General features: G+C 44.6%; 21 protein-coding genes. 2 read left to right on the forward strand and 19 right to left on the reverse strand.

What is annotated here, in order from left to right:
* Nucleotides 1-475 precede the first annotated feature (475 nt).
* The 5 genes from BLW39_RS05380 to gmk are packed head-to-tail and all read right to left on the reverse strand — an operon-like array spanning nt 476 to nt 2,692.
* Nucleotides 476-847, reverse strand: a complete 372-nt coding sequence (locus tag BLW39_RS05380) for a hypothetical protein (RefSeq protein WP_059378244.1) — start codon at nt 845-847, stop codon at nt 476-478.
* Between the two features lie 9 nt (nt 848-856).
* Nucleotides 857-1,237 (reverse strand): CvfD/Ygs/GSP13 family RNA-binding post-transcriptional regulator, encoded by a 381-nt coding sequence (locus BLW39_RS05385; protein WP_059378243.1) that lies wholly within the window; start codon nt 1,235-1,237, stop codon nt 857-859.
* A 48-nt stretch (nt 1,238-1,285) separates the two neighbouring features.
* A complete protein-coding gene (locus tag BLW39_RS05390; RefSeq protein WP_059378242.1) occupies nt 1,286-1,864 on the reverse strand; it encodes a peptidylprolyl isomerase in 579 nt (192 codons plus the stop codon).
* A gap of 1 nt (nt 1,865) precedes the next feature.
* Entirely contained in the window at nt 1,866-2,081 is a 216-nt protein-coding gene (rpoZ, locus tag BLW39_RS05395) for a DNA-directed RNA polymerase subunit omega (protein ID WP_059378240.1), read from the reverse strand.
* Nucleotides 2,082-2,092: 11 nt separating this feature from the next.
* Entirely contained in the window at nt 2,093-2,692 is a 600-nt protein-coding gene (gene gmk / locus BLW39_RS05400) for a guanylate kinase (protein ID WP_059378238.1), read from the reverse strand.
* A gap of 279 nt (nt 2,693-2,971) precedes the next feature.
* Between gmk and BLW39_RS05405 the strand changes: the two genes are divergently transcribed.
* Nucleotides 2,972-3,301: a hypothetical protein gene (locus tag BLW39_RS05405; RefSeq protein WP_059378236.1), complete on the forward strand. Its 330-nt coding sequence runs from the start codon at nt 2,972-2,974 to the stop codon at nt 3,299-3,301.
* Nucleotides 3,302-3,345: 44 nt separating this feature from the next.
* Here the strand turns inward: BLW39_RS05405 and BLW39_RS05410 are convergent, their stop codons facing one another.
* Genes BLW39_RS05410 through BLW39_RS05425 form a run of 4 tightly spaced genes read right to left on the reverse strand, consistent with a single transcriptional unit; the run spans nt 3,346 to nt 7,789 of the window.
* Nucleotides 3,346-4,431 carry a hypothetical protein gene (locus tag BLW39_RS05410; RefSeq protein ID WP_059378235.1) on the reverse strand — a complete coding sequence of 362 codons (1,086 nt, stop codon included), beginning with the start codon at nt 4,429-4,431 and terminating at the stop codon, nt 3,346-3,348.
* 10 nt (nt 4,432-4,441) lie between these two features.
* The gene (locus tag BLW39_RS05415) at nt 4,442-4,792 is read right to left on the reverse strand and encodes a hypothetical protein (protein WP_059378233.1); all 351 of its coding nucleotides are present in this window, start codon (nt 4,790-4,792) and stop codon (nt 4,442-4,444) included.
* A 53-nt stretch (nt 4,793-4,845) separates the two neighbouring features.
* Nucleotides 4,846-7,245, reverse strand: coding sequence for an endonuclease MutS2 (locus BLW39_RS05420; RefSeq protein ID WP_059378231.1), 2,400 nt, complete (start codon nt 7,243-7,245; stop codon nt 4,846-4,848).
* Nucleotides 7,246-7,267: 22 nt separating this feature from the next.
* Nucleotides 7,268-7,789, reverse strand: a complete 522-nt coding sequence (locus BLW39_RS05425; RefSeq protein WP_059378229.1) for a CvpA family protein — start codon at nt 7,787-7,789, stop codon at nt 7,268-7,270.
* Between the two features lie 148 nt (nt 7,790-7,937).
* Between BLW39_RS05425 and rnhC the strand changes: the two genes are divergently transcribed.
* The gene (rnhC, locus tag BLW39_RS05430) at nt 7,938-8,921 is read left to right on the forward strand and encodes a ribonuclease HIII (RefSeq protein WP_059378227.1); all 984 of its coding nucleotides are present in this window, start codon (nt 7,938-7,940) and stop codon (nt 8,919-8,921) included.
* Between the two features lie 60 nt (nt 8,922-8,981).
* On the opposite strand, the gene BLW39_RS05435 is transcribed toward rnhC, so the two are convergent.
* The 10 genes from BLW39_RS05435 to BLW39_RS05480 all read right to left on the reverse strand — a co-directional run bounded on the left by BLW39_RS05435 (nt 8,982) and on the right by BLW39_RS05480 (nt 18,505).
* Nucleotides 8,982-9,290 (reverse strand): hypothetical protein, encoded by a 309-nt coding sequence (locus tag BLW39_RS05435; RefSeq protein WP_059378225.1) that lies wholly within the window; start codon nt 9,288-9,290, stop codon nt 8,982-8,984.
* Nucleotides 9,291-9,308: 18 nt separating this feature from the next.
* Nucleotides 9,309-9,683 (reverse strand): DUF948 domain-containing protein, encoded by a 375-nt coding sequence (locus BLW39_RS05440; protein WP_059378223.1) that lies wholly within the window; start codon nt 9,681-9,683, stop codon nt 9,309-9,311.
* Between the two features lie 114 nt (nt 9,684-9,797).
* On the reverse strand, nt 9,798-11,354 hold the full coding sequence (gene rny, locus BLW39_RS05445; RefSeq protein WP_059378221.1) for a ribonuclease Y: 1,557 nt from the start codon (nt 11,352-11,354) through the stop codon (nt 9,798-9,800).
* Nucleotides 11,355-11,562: 208 nt separating this feature from the next.
* Nucleotides 11,563-12,027, reverse strand: coding sequence for an SsrA-binding protein SmpB (smpB, locus tag BLW39_RS05450; protein ID WP_059378220.1), 465 nt, complete (start codon nt 12,025-12,027; stop codon nt 11,563-11,565).
* A gap of 26 nt (nt 12,028-12,053) precedes the next feature.
* Complete coding sequence (gene rnr, locus BLW39_RS05455; protein ID WP_059378217.1) at nt 12,054-14,516, reverse strand: ribonuclease R; 2,463 nt, start codon at nt 14,514-14,516, stop codon at nt 12,054-12,056.
* A gap of 71 nt (nt 14,517-14,587) precedes the next feature.
* Complete coding sequence (gene secG, locus BLW39_RS05460) at nt 14,588-14,824, reverse strand: preprotein translocase subunit SecG (protein ID WP_059378215.1); 237 nt, start codon at nt 14,822-14,824, stop codon at nt 14,588-14,590.
* Nucleotides 14,825-14,874: 50 nt separating this feature from the next.
* On the reverse strand, nt 14,875-15,648 hold the full coding sequence (locus tag BLW39_RS05465) for a TrmH family RNA methyltransferase (protein WP_059378212.1): 774 nt from the start codon (nt 15,646-15,648) through the stop codon (nt 14,875-14,877).
* 14 nt (nt 15,649-15,662) lie between these two features.
* Nucleotides 15,663-16,613 carry a membrane protein insertase YidC gene (yidC, locus tag BLW39_RS05470; protein WP_059378210.1) on the reverse strand — a complete coding sequence of 317 codons (951 nt, stop codon included), beginning with the start codon at nt 16,611-16,613 and terminating at the stop codon, nt 15,663-15,665.
* Between the two features lie 106 nt (nt 16,614-16,719).
* Nucleotides 16,720-17,832 (reverse strand): sensor histidine kinase, encoded by a 1,113-nt coding sequence (locus BLW39_RS05475; protein ID WP_244267948.1) that lies wholly within the window; start codon nt 17,830-17,832, stop codon nt 16,720-16,722.
* The gene (locus tag BLW39_RS05480) at nt 17,816-18,505 is read right to left on the reverse strand and encodes a response regulator transcription factor (RefSeq protein WP_059378203.1); all 690 of its coding nucleotides are present in this window, start codon (nt 18,503-18,505) and stop codon (nt 17,816-17,818) included. Before BLW39_RS05480 ends, BLW39_RS05475 begins: the two co-directional genes overlap by 17 nt.
* Between the last annotated feature and the right edge of the window lie 5 nt (nt 18,506-18,510).

An 18,510-nucleotide genomic window follows, 5' to 3' on the forward strand; every position in this document is an offset into this window, starting at 1 on the left:
AACTCTCATGTTAAAAGTTTGAAGATTGCTCTTCGATTAAACTGACTAGTTATTATCTCTCGATAACGCCTATCCGTTTATTGTTTGTTACGAATTGACTTCGCAAATTTGTTTGTGACTACTTACCAAGTAGCCACCGTTACAGATTTGTTTGTTCAAAGTTTTGTTCAGTTTTCAATGTGCGATGCCTTGTTAGGGCAACTCATTTAGTTTACCTGAATCATCAACGCTTGTCAATGACTTTTTGGAAAACTTTTTGTTGTCCGGTTCCTGTTGCCAGACCCCAGCTCCTCGTTAGAAGCACCTTCGCTTCGTAACGAACAATAACTAGTATAGCGCCCTGAAGGTGTGTCGTCAACAACATTTTGCACTTTTTTAGAAGAATTATAAAAGGGCGAAAGAATATCACTTTCGCCCTTTTCTTTGCCTTATTATCCGAACATTGGTTTTAATACAGCACCTATCGTCCGTTCTTTTATTCATCATCAAATGATATAAACGTCCGCGGCTGTATTGTCATCATTAAATCACGGAGTTCATCCGCACTTTTAAAGACTAATTCTTTTGGTAACTCTTTTTCCAAAGCATGATAATCCGGCACCTGAAATGAATAGAGCGCTTCATTATGACCATTTGCCTTAACAGTCGTCAGCTCACCCAAGCGCCAATCATCAAAGTTTTTGACGCCAATGGCAGCAAACTCATCTAAAATTGTCCCCATCGAGGTTTTGGTCTCATGATGATGGACTTTAACTGCCCAAAATTGATTTTGCTTTGCCTTTTGATGCACTAAAAAATATGGGATGTTATCTTCATAGGCGATAACCGTCGCTGCTATCATTGTCATCTTGTCACCTCAACCAATTCGTTTTTTTGCTTCCTCAACCCAACCTGGCAAAGCCAAGGCAATCGGTTCAAAACCGTAATCCAAATGGTAATTCGTCCAAAAATGCTTCTTAATGTTGGTATTCTTAATAATCGGTGTATCTTTTAAAGACATAATTCCAACTTGCCGTAATGATAGTGATATTTTGCCACTGTACTGGTCAATATCCAAAATGATCACTTGAACCTTGTCGCCAACTTTTAATTCACCGTGTAAATCCTTCACAATACCAGATTTAAATTCGGAAATATGAACCAACCCCTGCGTTTCCTCGTCTAACTTGACGAAGCCACCGTAAGGTTGGATACCAGTAACCGTCCCAGTTACTAGTTGTCCAATACGATAATCCATGTTTTGTCTCCTATTCAAGCCCATTATAGCAAAAAGCGTCCTTCACTTTTAGTGAAGGACAACTTTTTCAATCACAATATCATCAACCGGACGGTCAGTATAGTCAGCCTCTGCCTGAGCAATTTGGTCAACAACATCCATCCCAGCAACCACATGTCCAAAAACAGTGTGCTTGCCATCAAGCCAAGGTGTCCCACCATTTTCTTGGTAAGCGGCTTGCACTTCTTCTGGCAAGTCAGCAATCGCTGACTTCATTTGTCCAGGAAAATGACTGGCCTGGACAATAAAGAACTGTGAACCATTTGTAGCTGGTCCAGCATTGGCCATTGAAAGGGCCCCACGCAAGTTGAATAAGTCATCTGAAAATTCGTCTTCAAATGGCTTACCCCAGATACTTTCCCCGCCACGGCCAGTCCCTTCAGGGTCACCACCTTGAATCATGAAATCAGGAATGACACGGTGAAAAACAACACCATCGTAGTATCCCTCTTTAGCATGAGTCAAGAAATTTTCAACAGTCTTTGGTGCTTGGTCCGCAAAGAACACAAGATCAATATCACCACGGTTGGTCTTCAAAGTTGCTTGAGCCGTTGCATCAGCCAAGTGCAACTGTGGAAAGTCAGCCATCTTATTCCCCTTCGTCTTGGACAACCGGGTTAATGACAACGTCCCCAGCTTCGATTTCTTCTAAAGCCTGTCCTACTGACTTGTTAGAATTAAACTTCACACGTGTAGCTGGCAAACCAGCATCCAATTCACGAGCGCGCTTTGAGGCCAAAGCAATTAACTTGTAACGTGAATCAACGCGTTCCAACAACTTATCAACAGATGGATATAATAACATTTGCTACTCCTTTATTCCGCAATTTGATCAAAAACGCGGCTAACCTTGAGCCGTTCGGCAGTAATAATTGCCTTGATCCGGTCAACAGCCCGTTCCACAATATCATTTTCAACGGCATAGTTATAATTAATCATTTTTTTCAATTCATCCTTAGCGGCTTCAACCCGTTGGTCAATCACTTCAGGAGAATCAGTACCCCGGCCTTCCAAACGAGAACGCAAGTTCTTAATGTCAGGTGGGGTCAAGAAAATATAAACCCCTTCTGGCATCTTGGTTTTAACCTGCAAAGCTCCTTGAACATCAATTTCCAAGAAGACATCGCGACCAGAAGCAAGGGTTTCATCGATAAATGAACGAGGAGTCCCGTAGTAGTTACCAACGTATTCGGCATATTCAAGCATATCACCGGCCTGAATCTTTTCTTCAAACTGTTCACGCGTTACGAAGAAATAATCCTGACCGTCTACTTCACCAACTCGGGGCTTCCGAGTAGTTGCTGAAATGGAGTAGCGAAAGTCTACACCATCATCTTCAAAAATTGCCTTACGCACAGTTCCTTTTCCAACACCAGAAGGGCCAGAAAGGACGATTAACAAACCACGTTGTGTCATAATCTTCCTCTTTACATACAATCTACTAATAGCAGTAGTTTACCAGAAAATTCGCATGAAATCAATCAGCACCCGCTCTCACCTCTGCCTTAGGCAAAATACTTTGTTTGGCTTTGTTCGCCCTTTAAGAATGTCTGTTCGCCTCATAAAAAATCCACAATAAACGCTGTTATATAAAGGTTTATCACCACCTTAATAAAAATTTAAACATCAAAACCCCTTGCATTTCCAAACATTTGTTCGTATACTAAAGTCAACAGATAAAGAGGAGGCGGTCACATGCAAGTTAACCTTGAAAGCCGACCAAATTACAATCAAATCTTTAAGCAAGGCAAGCAGGTACTAGCCCGCTTGCGTCGACACTTTGCTGTGGTGCCCTTAGAACACCAACAAAGCAGCACAGAGTTGATCAATCGCTTAGAATTAGCCATTAACATGGGACAACCCGTTAAGGTTCAAATGAATTTTGGTTTCGATCAAGAAAACATTCAAGACTTTTACGGTGTCTTATCTCAGACCCCTGCTGGTATCTTATTGATTCAAGATCAAAAGAGTAAGCAGCTTCACCAGTTAATGCCAGATTTGTTGCGGCACATCTCATTTTCATAAGCATCAATAAAAAACGGTTGGCTAAGCCAACCGTTTTTTTGTCCTTATTTTTCAGACTGCAATAATTTTTCAACTGCTTTGACTGATAATTGTCCCAATAGTGTATTAACTGCAGCGATATCAAGGTAATGATCAAGTCCTTCGAGACCGCGTTGAATCTTACGGCCATCATCGATGGCTTTTTTATCTGACAAAAACTGCACGTAACGACTAATTTCACCACCTAGGCCATCCAATGAATCCCATTCGGGCTGCCAGTAGTCAAACAAGTCATCTTTGACAAAGCTAGCCAACATGTTCGCCGTCCAGTCGCGATGACTGGCATTAAACTTTTCAGCTAAGCCACGATGCAATGATTCAAGCATGGCCATTTCTTGCTTGGAAACGACACCGGCAGTCGATGTCTTTTCGAAGGTTTCCACCATTCGCTGACCAAAGTCAACTTCGTCCTGAATTTCCTCTGCCGAGAGCTTGTCTACCAATGGCTTGGCATCCGCTGCCTTCAATTCTGGCATCGTAATGGTTAAGCCACGATAGACTTCTTGAATCGTTGCCAAATCGAAGTCATCATCATCCCCATTTTGGCTCAAGAACTTGAATTGCAAATCATCAATTGCCGATGACTCGGCCATCAACTTGGCAACATCCTGACCTTGGAAACGGAAGTAGTTAACCGCTAGCACCGTTCGAATAATCATTCGCCAGAAATTTACATCAAATTTCGTTGTCTTAACGCCATATCTTGGTGAAACCTGTCCTTCTTTGGCTAAGAAAGCTTGAATATCGTACAAAACAGGCATCAGCAAGATGAAATAGCGCCAATCGCGGTCAGTTGATTGAACTAAAGTGGCTTGCATTGCCTCGTTTAGGTTCACAATCACTCGTTCATCGCTCGTAAAGGCCGAGAAGTTTTGCTGCACCATGGTGGCAATCAAGTCATCCAGGAAAAAGGAAGCCACTTCAAAGACTTCCGGTTGGTAGGCCTGACGTTTTGTCAAAAAGAACCGGGCCCGCAAGAAGCCAGCAAACTCATTATAGTCAAAGGGTGGCAACTTCTTGTTTTCCTTATACTTGTGCTGCTGATTGCGATGCTTCATCGCCTTAATTTGGGCTGATTTTCCTTGTTTCACAATAATCCCCTTAAATACTCAAGTCTAATTGGTAACGGCCGTGGCCAAATTCCCGTAGTTTAAACTGAAAAATTTGTTCACCACGTTCCAAATCCGGCGTCATAACCTTCGCCTGACGGTCTCCCTCCAATTCAGCAATTTCAATTGCCTGATTGATGGCTGACATGACGGGAGCGAAGCTCTTTGGATCAGCAGAGGCATAGAATAACTCGGCATTTCCATAGGTATTTGACCGACGAACCAAGTTCACTGAGACCTTAAAGCGGTTCGCCTCAAAGACCAAGTGGTTGTAGTTAAAGTCATGAGCATATAGAAAAAGTGCTGATAAAAATTCGCCAGCCGGATACTTTTCTTCTGACATCTGTTCTCCCTTTATTTGACGTTTTATACGTATGAATAATTATATTTTAACACTTAGCGCAAGGTGACGATGGTTGCCCCATCCCCACCAGCATTTGCTGAAGCAAAGTGAAATTCCTTTACCCGACGGTCTGACCGCAAAAAGTCGGTCACACCCTTCCGGAGTGCCCCGGTTCCCTTACCGTGAATGATTTCAACGGAGGAAAGGTTCGCTAAGACCACCGTATCTAAGTAACGGTCCAAGTCAACAATCGCCGCTTCATAACGAACACCACGCAAATCCAACTTTGCTTGAACGCGCCCCGTTGACGAAGTGTTATGAACAGTCTTTGCGACCTTTTGCTTGTGCTGCTTTTGCTTTTCTTTTTGGGCCTTGGCCGTGGCTTCGGTTTTAACCAAGTCGTCTTCGTCCACCAGCATCTTTAAGATACCAAGTTGAACTTCCCACTGGCCATTTTTGTGTTTCTTGACCAAGGTTCCCTGCTGGTTATACGACTGAACCACCACTTCATCCCCAGCCGACAGCGTCTTCGCCTTTTTGGCCTTTTGCAAAATTTTGTTTTTCTCTAAGTGATCCGTTTGGTGCAAAGCCGCAATCGCTTGTTTTTGCTTTTGCAAATCCTGTTCGGACAAGTTAGCCGTTTGGCCACCAGCCAAACGTTCCTTGCGGATTGTGGCAATGAGCTGCTCTGCTTCTTTGCGAGTTTTGGCCACCAAGTGGTTGGCCTCATTTTTGGCATCCAACATCACTTTGGCTTGGCTTTGTTCCAGTTTTAAAGTCTTTTCGGACAGGTCAGCCGATTCTTGTTCAACTTGCTTAGTCTTATCGGCCAAATCAGCCCGCTCAGTTTTAACCAACTGGCGCTGGTCGACCAAGTCTTGAATCATCCGATTCAGGTTTTGATCTTCTGGATTAACCATCGATTGGGCATCTGCCAACAATTCATCGTCAAAACCTAAACGCTTAGCAATCGCCAAAGCATTTGATTGCCCCGGTACACCAATCAAGAGCTGATAAGTGGGTTTCAAGGTTTCCACATCAAAGACCATTGACGCATTTTCTGTCTGGTCTCGGTCGTAACCGTATAGCTTTAATTCAGGATAGTGAGTTGTGGCAATCGTCTTAGCCTGCAAAGACCGTGCCCGGTCTAAAATAGCCATTGCCAGTGCAGCACCCTCTTGTGGGTCAGTCCCCGCACCCAATTCATCAAAAATCACCAGAGATTGGTCATTTGTTTCGGCCAAAATATTTTTAATATTGGCCATGTGCGATGAAAATGTGGATAAGTTCTGTTCAATTGACTGTTCATCCCCAATATCGGCAAAGATTTGATCAAAAACCGCTACCGTTGAGGGACGCCCCGTCGTGATAAAAAGGCCAGACTGGGCCAGCAACTGTAACAGCCCCAGGGTCTTAATCGTAATTGTTTTACCACCCGTATTGGGGCCGGTGATAATCAAGGTTTGATAATCCAATCCGAGGGCAATATCATTTTTAACTGCTTTTTGTTCGCCAATCAACGGGTGCCAGGCCTGTTGTAAATTAACCGACCGGTCCTTTGATAGCGCTGGTGCCTGGGCGTTTTGGCTCTTAGCCAGACGCGCCTTGGCGTTGATGAAGTCTAATTGTCCAAGAATCAGCGCATTGGTAAGCAAGTCTTCACTATGCTCGGCTAAGCGCGCTGAAAGATCCGCTAGAATGCGGTCCTCTTCAGCCAGCGCCTGAACGTGTAGTTCAGACCACTGGTTCGCCATTTCGACGACGACCTGGGGTTCGATATAGTAAGTCTGCCCACTTTGACTTTGATCGTAAACAACACCAGGAATTTGGTGACGGTATTCCGCCTTAACAGGCAAAACGTAGCGGTCCGCCCGCTTCGTGACGATTGCCTCCGACAAATACTGAGCCGACTTGCCCCGAGTATAGGACTGAAGCTTTTGGCGAATAGCATTTTCATGGCCAACCATCCGGCGCCGAATGCTGGCTAACGTTGATGAAGCCGCGTCTAAAATTTGGCCAGTTTCATCAATCGACCGTTGCACGGTTGTCGTTAACTCCGGCAAAAGCGTCAAGTTTTCCACCCGCGCATTCAACAAGTCAATCGACCCCGCCAGGTCATCATCTTGCATCTTTTCAAAAAAATGAGCAATGGCCGCCGTGGCCGTCAAAACCTGGGCCAAGCTAACAATTTCACTACCATTCAGGCTGGCTTGAATTTCCAACCGACGAACTTGGTCCTTAATGTCAACTAGAGCCGGTAAAATCAGGCCACCCTTTAAGCGGTCAATTAAAACAGCCTCATTGGTTTCTTGCAACCACGTTGAGACCTGATCAAAATCAGATGAAGGCATCAAGTCTGCCACCAGGCGTTTTCCCTGTTCCGTTTGGATAAAGGGATAGAGCTGGTCTTTCACCTTGTCATATTCTAATGTTTGTAAGACTTTTTTATTCATCCTAAACAAATTCCTCTAATGTTTACAGCCACCACTGATAAATCTGATTCGACAGTACAGGGGTAGAATCCAAGAATTGATTCAAAAATTGGCTTTGACTAAATTGCATTTGGAGCCAGGCGTTTGGTAAGACTGACAGTACCTGCAAAACAAAGAACGAAACGACCACGCCGATTGCCAAAAAAACCAATCCACCCAGCAAACCATCGAGCCGACCTAAGAAAGGTAAGCGGCGAACAAAACGAATTGGGCGCAACAAGAAATGGCCAATCATCGAACCAACCATCATGACCACCGTAAAGGCCAATCCCGAAGACAAAAACTGTGTTCCTTCACGCGAAACGGTTTGCGGCACACCTGGCCGGGCAAATTGTCCGGATACCCAACTGGAGAAGAGTTCGGCTAATGGCTTTGAAAGAACAGTTGCCATATAAAAGACCAATGCCCAAACAGCTAAGCGGGCCAAAACATGGACTAAGCCTTCACTATAGCCTGACCAGACCATTAACAGCAAAAAGACCAGAAAAATTAACGTTAAAATCATGAAACTGCTCCTATTAACTTGCACATACAGCAGCTCTCTCCTTGAACAAATGCGCAATTTCTCGTACTCAATAACGTCAATTATAGCATTAAAAACTGCTATAATTAAGACATTCAAATCGTTATTTGCTAGTAGAAAGTAGGTCCCAATGCAAAGCGTAATCAGCTTACCCAATGATGCCATCAAAAAGTGCCGGCAATACTATCAAAATAGTTTAGTGAGTCCGACACCAGCTGGCGGCATTTTCCGTGCAGCAGTTAACGGGGTGACTATTACGGCCTATCGATCCGGTAAAGTCATGTTTCAGGGACAAGAAGCGGAAACAGAGGCTGCTCGCTGGCAGGCTTTGGCTCAAGGGCCAACAACACCCACCACGACCAACCAATCTAAATTAGCAAGTAAGTCTCCATCTACCAAAGCCGCTAAGGCCGGTAAAGCCAAGCCGGGGGAAAACCTTCCCGCTGGTTTTGCCAACTGGAGTGTGATTGGCTCAGACGAAGTTGGTGCCGGTGCTTATTTTGGTCCCTTAACCACGGCGGCCGTCTATGTTCCCAAGGAGGAGCTGGCCTGGGTAAAGAGTCTTGGGATTGCCGACTCCAAGACCCTCACGGACGAAAAGATGCTAAAAATTGCACCGCAAATTATTGACCGCCTCCCCCACCATGTCGTCAATCTGATGCCCGAAAAGTACAACGAATTGCAGGAAAAAGGGGAAAACATCGTCGCCATGAAGGCTTTATCCCATAACTTTGTCTTGCAAACCGTCCTAGAAAAGATACAGCCAACTCAACCGGATGGCTTTCTGATTGATCAATTTGTGGCCCCTTCGTCTTACTTTCGCTATTTGAAAAAAAATCGACAAAGTAAGATTGTTGAGCAAAACGTTTACTTTACGACTAAGGGTGAATCCTTCCACCTAGCGGTGGCGGCTGCCTCGATTTTGGCTCGCTACGTTGAATTGCAGTCGATGGAGCACCTCAGTCAAGAGGCCGGTATGACCCTACCAATTGGTGCCGGCAAGGAAACCGACCGCGTCGCAGCCAAACTAATCAAAGAAAAGGCCAACCTGCGCCACTTTGCTAAACTGCACTTCGCCAATACGCAAAAGGCCGAAAAATTGGCGAAACTTTGATCAAATTAATGAGTAAAAAACACTGATGGTTTCAATCCCATCAGTGTTTTTTTAGTAAGCTCACTTATCATCCGTTACTGATAAGTCTGCTGCTTTTAATTCAATATCTTCTCGACTATTTTCTTCTTGGTCGACTACCTGATTGGCTAAATCAGCTTTTTTCTCGTCCAAGGTTGACTTAGCCTTTTCCAAATAAGGTGACAACGCTTGCTGTAGGCGCTCTGTAATTTCCTTTGCCTGGTCCTTACCTGCTCGAATACGCACCTTCACCTCTTCTTGACGCTCATTTGATTGCATCAACTTATAGGCAGCGGTAGCGCCCATCGCAAACAAAAAACCTGCGACAACACCCTTTGATGATTTTGACATAGATAGACCTCCTTTCATTTATTTTTTATCTTTTTTACCAAACAAGTTCAAGAAACGAGTCAACGCAAAGGTCGCCCCCGCCTTTGACAATGTTCCCAAGCCCGAAAGATTGGTTGAGGCCTTGCGCACAGAAGAATTCAAATCAGAAACTGTCTCAGATAGTTCGGCTGCCGTTTGCACAGTCACATCCAGTGTCGCCAACTTATCATTCACATCATCTAAAAGAATATTGGTATTGGCTAAAACCTCATTTGATGACCGCGTCAGCGTATCAATATCGTCGGTTAAGACAGTGACCGACCGCGTCAAACGCAATAAAAAGATGCCAATAAAGACGACCAATAGCAAGAAAGCTAAGGCAAAAATTAGTAACGAAATTTCTCCAACGGTCATATATTCCTCCCGATTATGCTGCAACAGTAATTTGTACTTCATTGTAGCAAACTTTAGCCTTTAAGTCAGGTTTTCCACAGATTCCAAATGAAAAAGCCCCCAGAGGGGACTTTTTTAACGAGCGTAATCGACGGCTCGTGTCTCACGAACAACCGTCACCTTCACATGTCCTGGGTATTCCAACTTTTCTTCAACTTCAGCCTTAATATCATGGGCCAAAACTGTTGCTTGAATATCCGTTACCTGTGCCGGTTCCACGATAACGCGCACTTCACGGCCTGCTTGAATAGCATAGGCCGACTTGACACCGCGGTAACCATCCGCAATGTTTTCCAAATCAGTCAATCGTTGAACATAGTTTTCCAAAGATTCTGATCGAGCGCCTGGGCGAGCAGCAGAAATTGCATCCGCCGCCGCAACCAAGTCAGCCAATGGTGAAATGGCTTCTGTATCACCGTGGTGGGCGGCAATAGCATTTACAATCACCGGCTTTTCTTGGTACTTTTCAGCGATGCGAACACCCAGTTCAACGTGTGAACCTTCGACTTCTGCATCAACTGCCTTACCAATATCGTGCAAGAGACCAGCGCGCTTTGCCAGCGCAACATCCATTTTAAATTCAGCCGCCATCAAACCAGTGATTTTGGCCACTTCAATTGAGTGTTGTAAGACATTTTGTCCATAAGATGTACGATAGTTCATCCGACCAACCAACTTAATTAAGTCAGGGTGCAAACCACGTAATCCTAATTCAAAGACCGCTTCTTCACCCTTTTGACGAATATTTTCGTCCATTTGGCGGCGGGCCTTTTCAACAGCTTCTTCAATCTTTGCCGGATTAATCCGACCATCAGCAATCAAAGCTTCCAAAGCATTTTTAGCAATTTGGCGACGAAGCGGATCAAATCCTGATAGAACCACTGATTCTGGTGTATCATCGATAATCAAATCGATTCCAGTCAAAGCTTCTAATGTCCGAATATTACGACCTTCACGTCCAATAATTCGGCCCTTCATCTCTTCACCAGGTAGGTTGACCACCGATACAGTCACATCGGACACAGTATCAGCAGCAGAACGCTGAATGGCTTCCACCACCAGGTTTCGAGCCCGGCGTTCCCCTTCACTCTTAGCATCAACTTCGTATTCTTGAATTAACGCAGCCCGTTCGCGATCCAACTGAGCCTTTGACTCAGTCAAAATCACTTCCTTGGCCTGTTCTTTAGTTAATTCGGCAATTTCTTGAAGCTTCGTTTCCTGAGCAACCAATGCTTGATTGGCTGCTTCGGACTTTTGCTCAGCATCCGCTAAGTGTTCCTGAACCTGATTTTCTTTTTGAATCAAAGAAGCATCACGTTGATTCAGAGTTGCGTCTTTTTTATCCAAAGTATCAATTCGGTCTTGCAAACGCGCTTCTTGTGCATCGACTTTTTGTTGGCGACCAGTCAAAGACTGTTCAACATCATGGCGATACTTCTGCGCGATGTCTTTTGCATCGACTTCTGCAGCCCGCTTAATACTTTTGGCTTCATCATTTGCTTGTTTTAAAATGTTTGCTGCAACCTGTTTAGCGCTATCTAAGCGAATCTTATCTAAGATACGCTTCGTTAAATAGCCACCAGCTAAACCGATTACTAAAGCAAAGAACGCTGAAATAATAATCATACCCATCGTATTTTCTTCCTTTCAGCATTGTGAATTGTTGACAATTCACATTTCTAGTATAGACAAAAACTGGCTTTGGGTCAATTAGAAAACAATATGTCAAATTTTTGTTTTTTTAAATAAAAAAGCTACAAATGGCTAATATCTTTTTTCTTCAGCTTCTAGCACATAAAAAAAGTTTTGTTCCGAAGAACAAAACTTTTTAAATTTAACGTTAATTCTTAAAACGGCGGTTTAAATCGCGTTCTTGATCACGTTTTTTAATCGATTGGCGCTTATCATATTGCTTTTTCCCTCGTCCAATTCCCAAAAGCACCTTGGCAAAGCCGTGCTTTAGGTAGACTTTCAGGGGCACAATCGTCACACCAGCCTCTTTGGCCTCAACTGCCAGCCGGACGATTTGCTTTTTATGCAAGAGCAAAACCCGGTTGCGCAATGGGTCAACATTGAACTGGTTCCCATTTTCATATGGGGCAATATGCACATTCGTCAAGATTGCCTGACCACCGTTAATGGTAACAAAACCATCGCCAATCGTAATTTGACCGGCCCGAACAGACTTAATTTCGGTTCCAGTCAAGACGACCCCGGCCTCCAGGGTGTCTTCGATAGCATAATTAAAACGCGCTTTGCGATTTTGCGCTAAGGCAGGATCTTGCGTTGTTTTCTTTTTTGCCATGCGGCCCCCTTTCTTAGGCTAACAGCTTAAGATGGTCGCTGCTTGACCTTAAATTGGTGTTGTCCACCCTGCTTTGGTCCCTGACTAGGACGTTTGCCTGCCTGGCCTTGATTAGACCGTTTGGCCTGACCTGATTGACTTCCGGCATGAGATTTACTCTGACCCTGGCCACCATGGCGCTTAGAGCGGTTAGCATCACCACGTTGGCCATCAGACTTGCCCCCTTGGCCTTTATCAGAACGCCCCTGATTACGGCGGTTCCCATTGCCACGGCCGCGGCCACGACCAAATTTGCCGTTGTCCTTTTGTGGCACACGAATTTCGGTCGTTGGTGCCTCATTGGGGTTTAACAAAATGAAGTCAACTGTTGATTCTTCCTTGTTAGCCCGCAAAACCTTGACCCGGACCTTTTGCCCAATTTGGAAAATATGGTGCTTTGACCGACCAATCAAGGCGGCATGCTTTTCATCATACTCGTAATGGTCATCCGTCAAGTTTGAAATGTGAACCAAGCCTTCAACCGTGTTTTCCAAAGAAACAAAGAGACCAAACTTCAAGGCGGCATTGACCACCCCGTCAAATTCTTGGCCGACCTTGTCTTCCATGTATTCGGCCTTCTTCATCGCGTCAACCAGACGCTCTGTATCAATGGCTCGACGTTCGCGCGTTGAAGTGTCTTCACCAATTTGGCCCAAGTGTGAAGCATACTTTTCCTGTGCTTCGACACCAGTACCATTGGCGGCATACCACTTAATCAAGCGGTGAACCGTCAAATCAGGGTAACGACGGATTGGTGATGTAAAGTGAGTATAGTAATCAGCCCCCAGACCAAAGTGTCCCATTGGGTCTGGTGAATACTTGGCCTGTTTCATGGCCCGTAACATCATTGTCGAAATCATTTGCTCGGCTGGGTCATCCTTGACGCGTTCCATCAAGCCTTGCAACATCATTGGTGTCACCTTGGCTGGATCACCTTGAACGGGATAACCTAACGTCTTAGCAAATTCAAAGAATGACTGGGCACGGTCTTCATCCGGCACTTCGTGAATCCGGTACAAGAATGGGACCTTAAGACGGTCATAGTGCTCAGCAATCGTCTCGTTAGCAGCCAACATGAAGGATTCAATCATGCGTTCGGCAGTGCCACGTTCACGGACGACCACATCAATGGCCTTACCGTCTTGGTCGACCACAATCGATGCTTCTGGGGTATCAAATTCAATTGCCCCACGGCGTGACCGCATCTTGTAAAGGATTTGGTGCAATTCGCCCATTTCCTCAAACATCGGCACTAAGCCTTCGTACTGAGCGCGGGTATCTTCTTTACCAGCCAAAATTTCATTAACGGCCGTGTAAGTCATCCGAGCATGCGACTTAATCACAGATTGGTGGATATCGTGCTTGACTATTCGCCCTTGCGAATCGATTTCCATTTCAACTGACATCGCCAAGCGAACCACATCGGGATTCAAAGAAGCAATCCCGTTTGACAACTTTTGTGGCAGCATCGGAATGACGCGGTCCGTCAAATAAACAGAGGTGCCACGGTTATAGGCTTCCTTATCGATTGCAGAGCCCGGACGAACATAGTGGGAAACGTCGGCAATGTGAACACCGAGATGATAATTGCCATTATCCTTTTTCCAAACAACGACGGCATCATCGATATCCTTGGTGTCGGCACCATCAATCGTTACCAGTGGTTGGTCCGTTGCGTCAACACGGCCCTGCCATTCTTCTGGTTGGACTTCATTTGGAATCGCATCAGCTTCGGCCATCACTTCATCAGGGAAATAATTTGGTACCTTCTTATTCTCAACGATTTGCATGATATCCATGCCGGGTTCGTTTTCATAACCCAAAATCTGCGTCACCTTAACCAATAATTGCTTTGGATTCACTTTATCAGCAAAACGGGCAACATCTGCCACCACCACCTGGCCATCATGCAATTCCAAATCAGCGGACGCCTGAGAGACCAACACCTGGTACGAACCGGCCTTTTTGTCGTTCAAACGAATTTGGCCAAGAATTCCTTTTTGCTGTGAACCAGAAGTAAAGACACCGACCAACCGTTGGTAGGCGTGTTCAATAATTTCTTCCACTTTTCCTTCAGGGCCACGGTCTTCGGACTGAGCGGGCTTAACGGTGGAAACGCGCACGGCATCCCCTTGCATCGCTTGACCAGTATTGTCTGGGGCAATAAAATAATCTGGCAAAACGTCATCATAGCGGACGAAACCAAAACCCTTATCGTTGGCCTTAAATTCACCGATGACTTCCCCACTCTGGTTTTGGAATTGATAGGTGTCGCCTTCTTTTTTAGCGGACTTAGCATCAACCATGCCCTCTAACACGCTGACAACCTGACGGTAACCCGCTGCATCATTTAAGCGCAAGCCATCGGCCAAATTCTGGGCGGTGAAGCCCTGACCCTGGTTAGCACGCAAAAATCCTGTAATTTGTTCTTTTAACTGTTTGATTTCCATTGATTCTAAAATTTTCTCCTAAAAAAGGTAAATAAAAAATCAGTCTACAAAAAAGTAAACTGACCTTTCAATTAATGAGCGGCAATGTACATCAAAGCCAAAGCAATAATGAACCAGATGGCTCCCAAAATTGCTGTTGACCGACGCAATACGGCTTCGAAACCGCGTGACTTACGCTCGGTAAATAAATCTGCTGCTCCACCAGACAAGGCTGACAAAGCATCTTGTTGTTTGCTTGGTTGCATCATGACTGTCACAATTAGCAGAAAACCGACAACCAGCAAAAGGATGGTTAGAATATTAGCCACAAAGACCGCCTCCACTCGCTATTCATAGGATTAGTATAGCAGATATCTGCTTAATTTCCAAGACTAAGACGGAACATCAAGATTCCACCCGCAACCGCCACGTTAAGTGATTCGGCTGATCCAAGAATTGGAATGTACAAATTGGCCGTCGTCTTAGCTGCCAAGTCTGGGTTCAAGCCCTGGCCTTCGTTTCCCACAATCAAAGCACCGGCTGACAAACCGTGAATGTCTTGGTAAGGCTTAGCTGCTTCATTCAATTCTGAACCATAGACAGGCAAGTCATTTTGCTCGAAGGCATCAATCCAGTCATTTAAGTCGCCTTGCAAAACTTCCAAATGGAAGTGTGAACCTTGCATGGCCCGAACAACCTTTGGTGCATATGCATCAGCGGTATCCTGTCCCAAGACCACACCCTTGAAACCGGCGGCATCGGCCGTTCGGATCAAAGTCCCAACGTTACCTGGATCTTGAATGGCATCCAAGAACAACCACAAACCATCATGAACATAGGCTGGGTCAAAAGTCTTTTCAGGCAAAGTCACTTCGGCAAAGATTCCCTGTGGTGTCTTTGAACCGGCGATATGCGCAGCAACTTCCTTTGAAATTTCAAAAGCGGGTACACCGTGTGGTACATCTGGCAAATGTGCTTCCATTTGTTCTTCCGTTGCCATGATGGCATGGAATTTGGCATTTGCTTTGATGGCTTCTTCCACTAGGTGCCAACCATCTAATAAATATGTCTTTTGTTCTTGGCGGCCCTTTTTAGTCGCCAACTTTGCCCAGGCCTTGACCTTTGCGTTTTGTTTGGAAAGAATCCGTTCCATTTGTCGTCCTTTAATTAATCTTTGTTCCGGCGCTGTTGCTTACCGGCATTACGCTTTGCGGGCGTCTGACTTGTCGTATCGTCATCCGTTACATCCCGTGGGCGCAAATCTTCTGGTCGTACTCGATTTTGGTCTTGACCAAAACCAGTAGGCGCTGACTGTTTCAATAAATCATCGGCCCCACGTTTAATTGTAAAGCTTTCTTCAACATGTGCAAGTAACTTAGGGTGCATAAAGTGGATGGTCAACGCTTGAATCACAACACTTAAACCACCAACCAAGAAATACAAGCCCAAGGCACCAGAAGAAATCAAAGTAATTCCGGCAATCATTACTGGTGAAATCCAAAGCATTTGCGCACTTGTTTTCTTTTGTTCTTCAGGCATGTGCAAAATTGACAAGTAAGCCTGGAAAGCATAAATCACGAAAACGGCTGCCGATAGCAAAATTTGTGGCTTTGACAAAGCCATACCGAAGAATGTTGCTGTTCGCAAACCATTGGCATGTTGTATTGCTAAGTACAAGCCAGAAAAGATTGGCAATTGAATGGCCATGGTCAACCATGAAATTCCACCAGTCAATGAGACTCCGTTTTCACGGTACAAAGACATTGAAGCCATTGAGGCGGCCTGCTGTTCTTGACTAGTCTTAGCATTCTTAACAGCTGCTTGAACCTTTTCCAACTCTGGTCGCAACTTTTGCATCTTCAAAGATGAAATCGTTGTGTTCTTTTGCTGGTTAATAAAGATTGGCAACAAAATCAAACGAATAATCGCCGTCAAAATAATGATGGCCCAACCAATTGCGTTGACCCCACCAATTGCCTTTGCTAATTCCGTCAAGATATGGGCAATCGGTGTTGAAACAAATCGGTACATCCGGCCATGAACCCCATAGCCACCAGTCATTAAGTAAATATCTAACAGGACAAACAAAATTGTGAATGTCCGCTTTGCTGATTTCATGAAAATAATCCTCTTTTTATTAGTTAATCTCATCCATTATAACAAGAATAGCTGTAAAAAGCCCTTCTTTAGCAAAAGAAAGCAAAAAACCAGACAAGCAAGGCGCTTACTGGTTATTTTCTTCTTTAATTAATGGGAAACGCAAACGGAAAACAGAACCCGATCCCAGCGCTGATTCGACTTGAACCTGACCACCATAGGCCGCCACCATTTTTTTCACAATACTTAGACCCAAACCATTTCCACCAGTTTGGTGAACTCTGGCCTTGTCCACACGGTAAAAGCGATCAAAGACTCGGTCTAGGTCCTCAGCGGCAATTCCTTGCCCAAAGTCCTGAACACCAATTTCAACCCAACCGCCGGCCAAAGCCAAGGCTAGGTGAATTTCTTTTCGACTAGTCGAATATTTTAAGGCATTATCAATCAAAATGATTAATAGTTGCTCCAAATGATCTGATCGAACACCCACCATCGCACTCGAATCCAAGGCATTGTCCAAGGTCCATGAAAAGTCGGGGTGAACCATCTGCAAATCATGGTAAACCCGTTCCAAAATTGGAGTTACCTCGGTCTCTTCGGGTTGGGCATCGACCGTCAAATTTTCAGCCCGAGTGAGAACCAACATTTCGTTGACCAAAGTTTCCATTCGCCGAATTTCTGACAGTGATGAAGTAATCGAATCCTCTAAGACCTCTGGATCATCTTTCCCCCACCGATTTAGCAATTCCAAGTGCCCCTTCACAATGGCAACCGGTGTCCGCAATTCGTGCGAAACGTCCGAGACAAAGTCTTGTTGGGAATGAATTAGTCCCTGGACCTTGTCCATTGTATAATTTTGTACCTGGCCTAAATCGTTTAACTCCTTGTTATAGGCAACCGGCGTCACCCGACTGTCTGTCAATGGATCTTCTTCAAAGGCTAACATCGTCTTTTGTAAATTTTTGACCGGTCGCACCAGCAACTGCGCCAAAAACCAAGCTAAAAAGACAGTCCAAAAAAGAGTTACTAGGATTAATAGGAGCCACCAGTGGCTAATATCTTCCAGCACAGCGTCTTGAATATGGATGCCCACAATCGTCTTTAAACTAAATAAAATCACCGATAAAAGGAGCAAAAAACCCACCGTCAATGCCAGCGTCAAGATTGTCTGTATTGATAATTCCGGTGAGTTCTTTTTTTGTTTTTGCTTTGATTCCGTCATCTTAGCTCCGCATGACATAGCCAGTTCCACGAACTGTTTGAATGTAAGAAGTCTTAGACTCTGGGTCGTCTAGCTTATTACGCAAGTATCGAATATAAACATCGACAACGTTCGTTTCAATTTGCGTGTCAAAGCCCCAAACTTCTTTCAGTAACTTTTCTCGTGACTGCACAACGTTGATATTTTCAACTAAGAGCAACAACAAGTCATATTCACGCTTGGTCAAGTTAATCACCTGATCATCACGACGGGCAATCCGGTTTTCCTTTTCAAGCTGTAAGTTCTTGAAACGAATAATGGATGGTGACTTGTCTGCTGGATTTTGTTCAATATCAATTCGACGCAAAAGCGAGCGCACACGGGCCAACAATTCTTCAATGGCAAATGGCTTCACGACATAATCATCGGCACCATAATCCAAACCGGATACTCGATCAATGACAGAGTCACGGGCCGTCATCATAATTATTGGCGTCTTTTTATTTTCGCGCAACCGACGCGCAACTTCAAAACCATTTAATTCTGGCAGCATCAAATCAAGCAAAATCAAGTCAAAGTCTTCATCCAAAGACTTTTCCAATCCTTCGCGTCCATTCAACACCGTTTCCACATCATAACCTTCGTGCTTTAGTTCTAAACTGACAAACTTAGCTAGGTTTTCTTCATCTTCTACAATTAAAATTCGACTCATATATT

Source organism: Fructobacillus pseudoficulneus (assembly GCF_900108455.1).
GTDB lineage: Bacteria > Bacillota > Bacilli > Lactobacillales > Lactobacillaceae > Fructobacillus > Fructobacillus pseudoficulneus.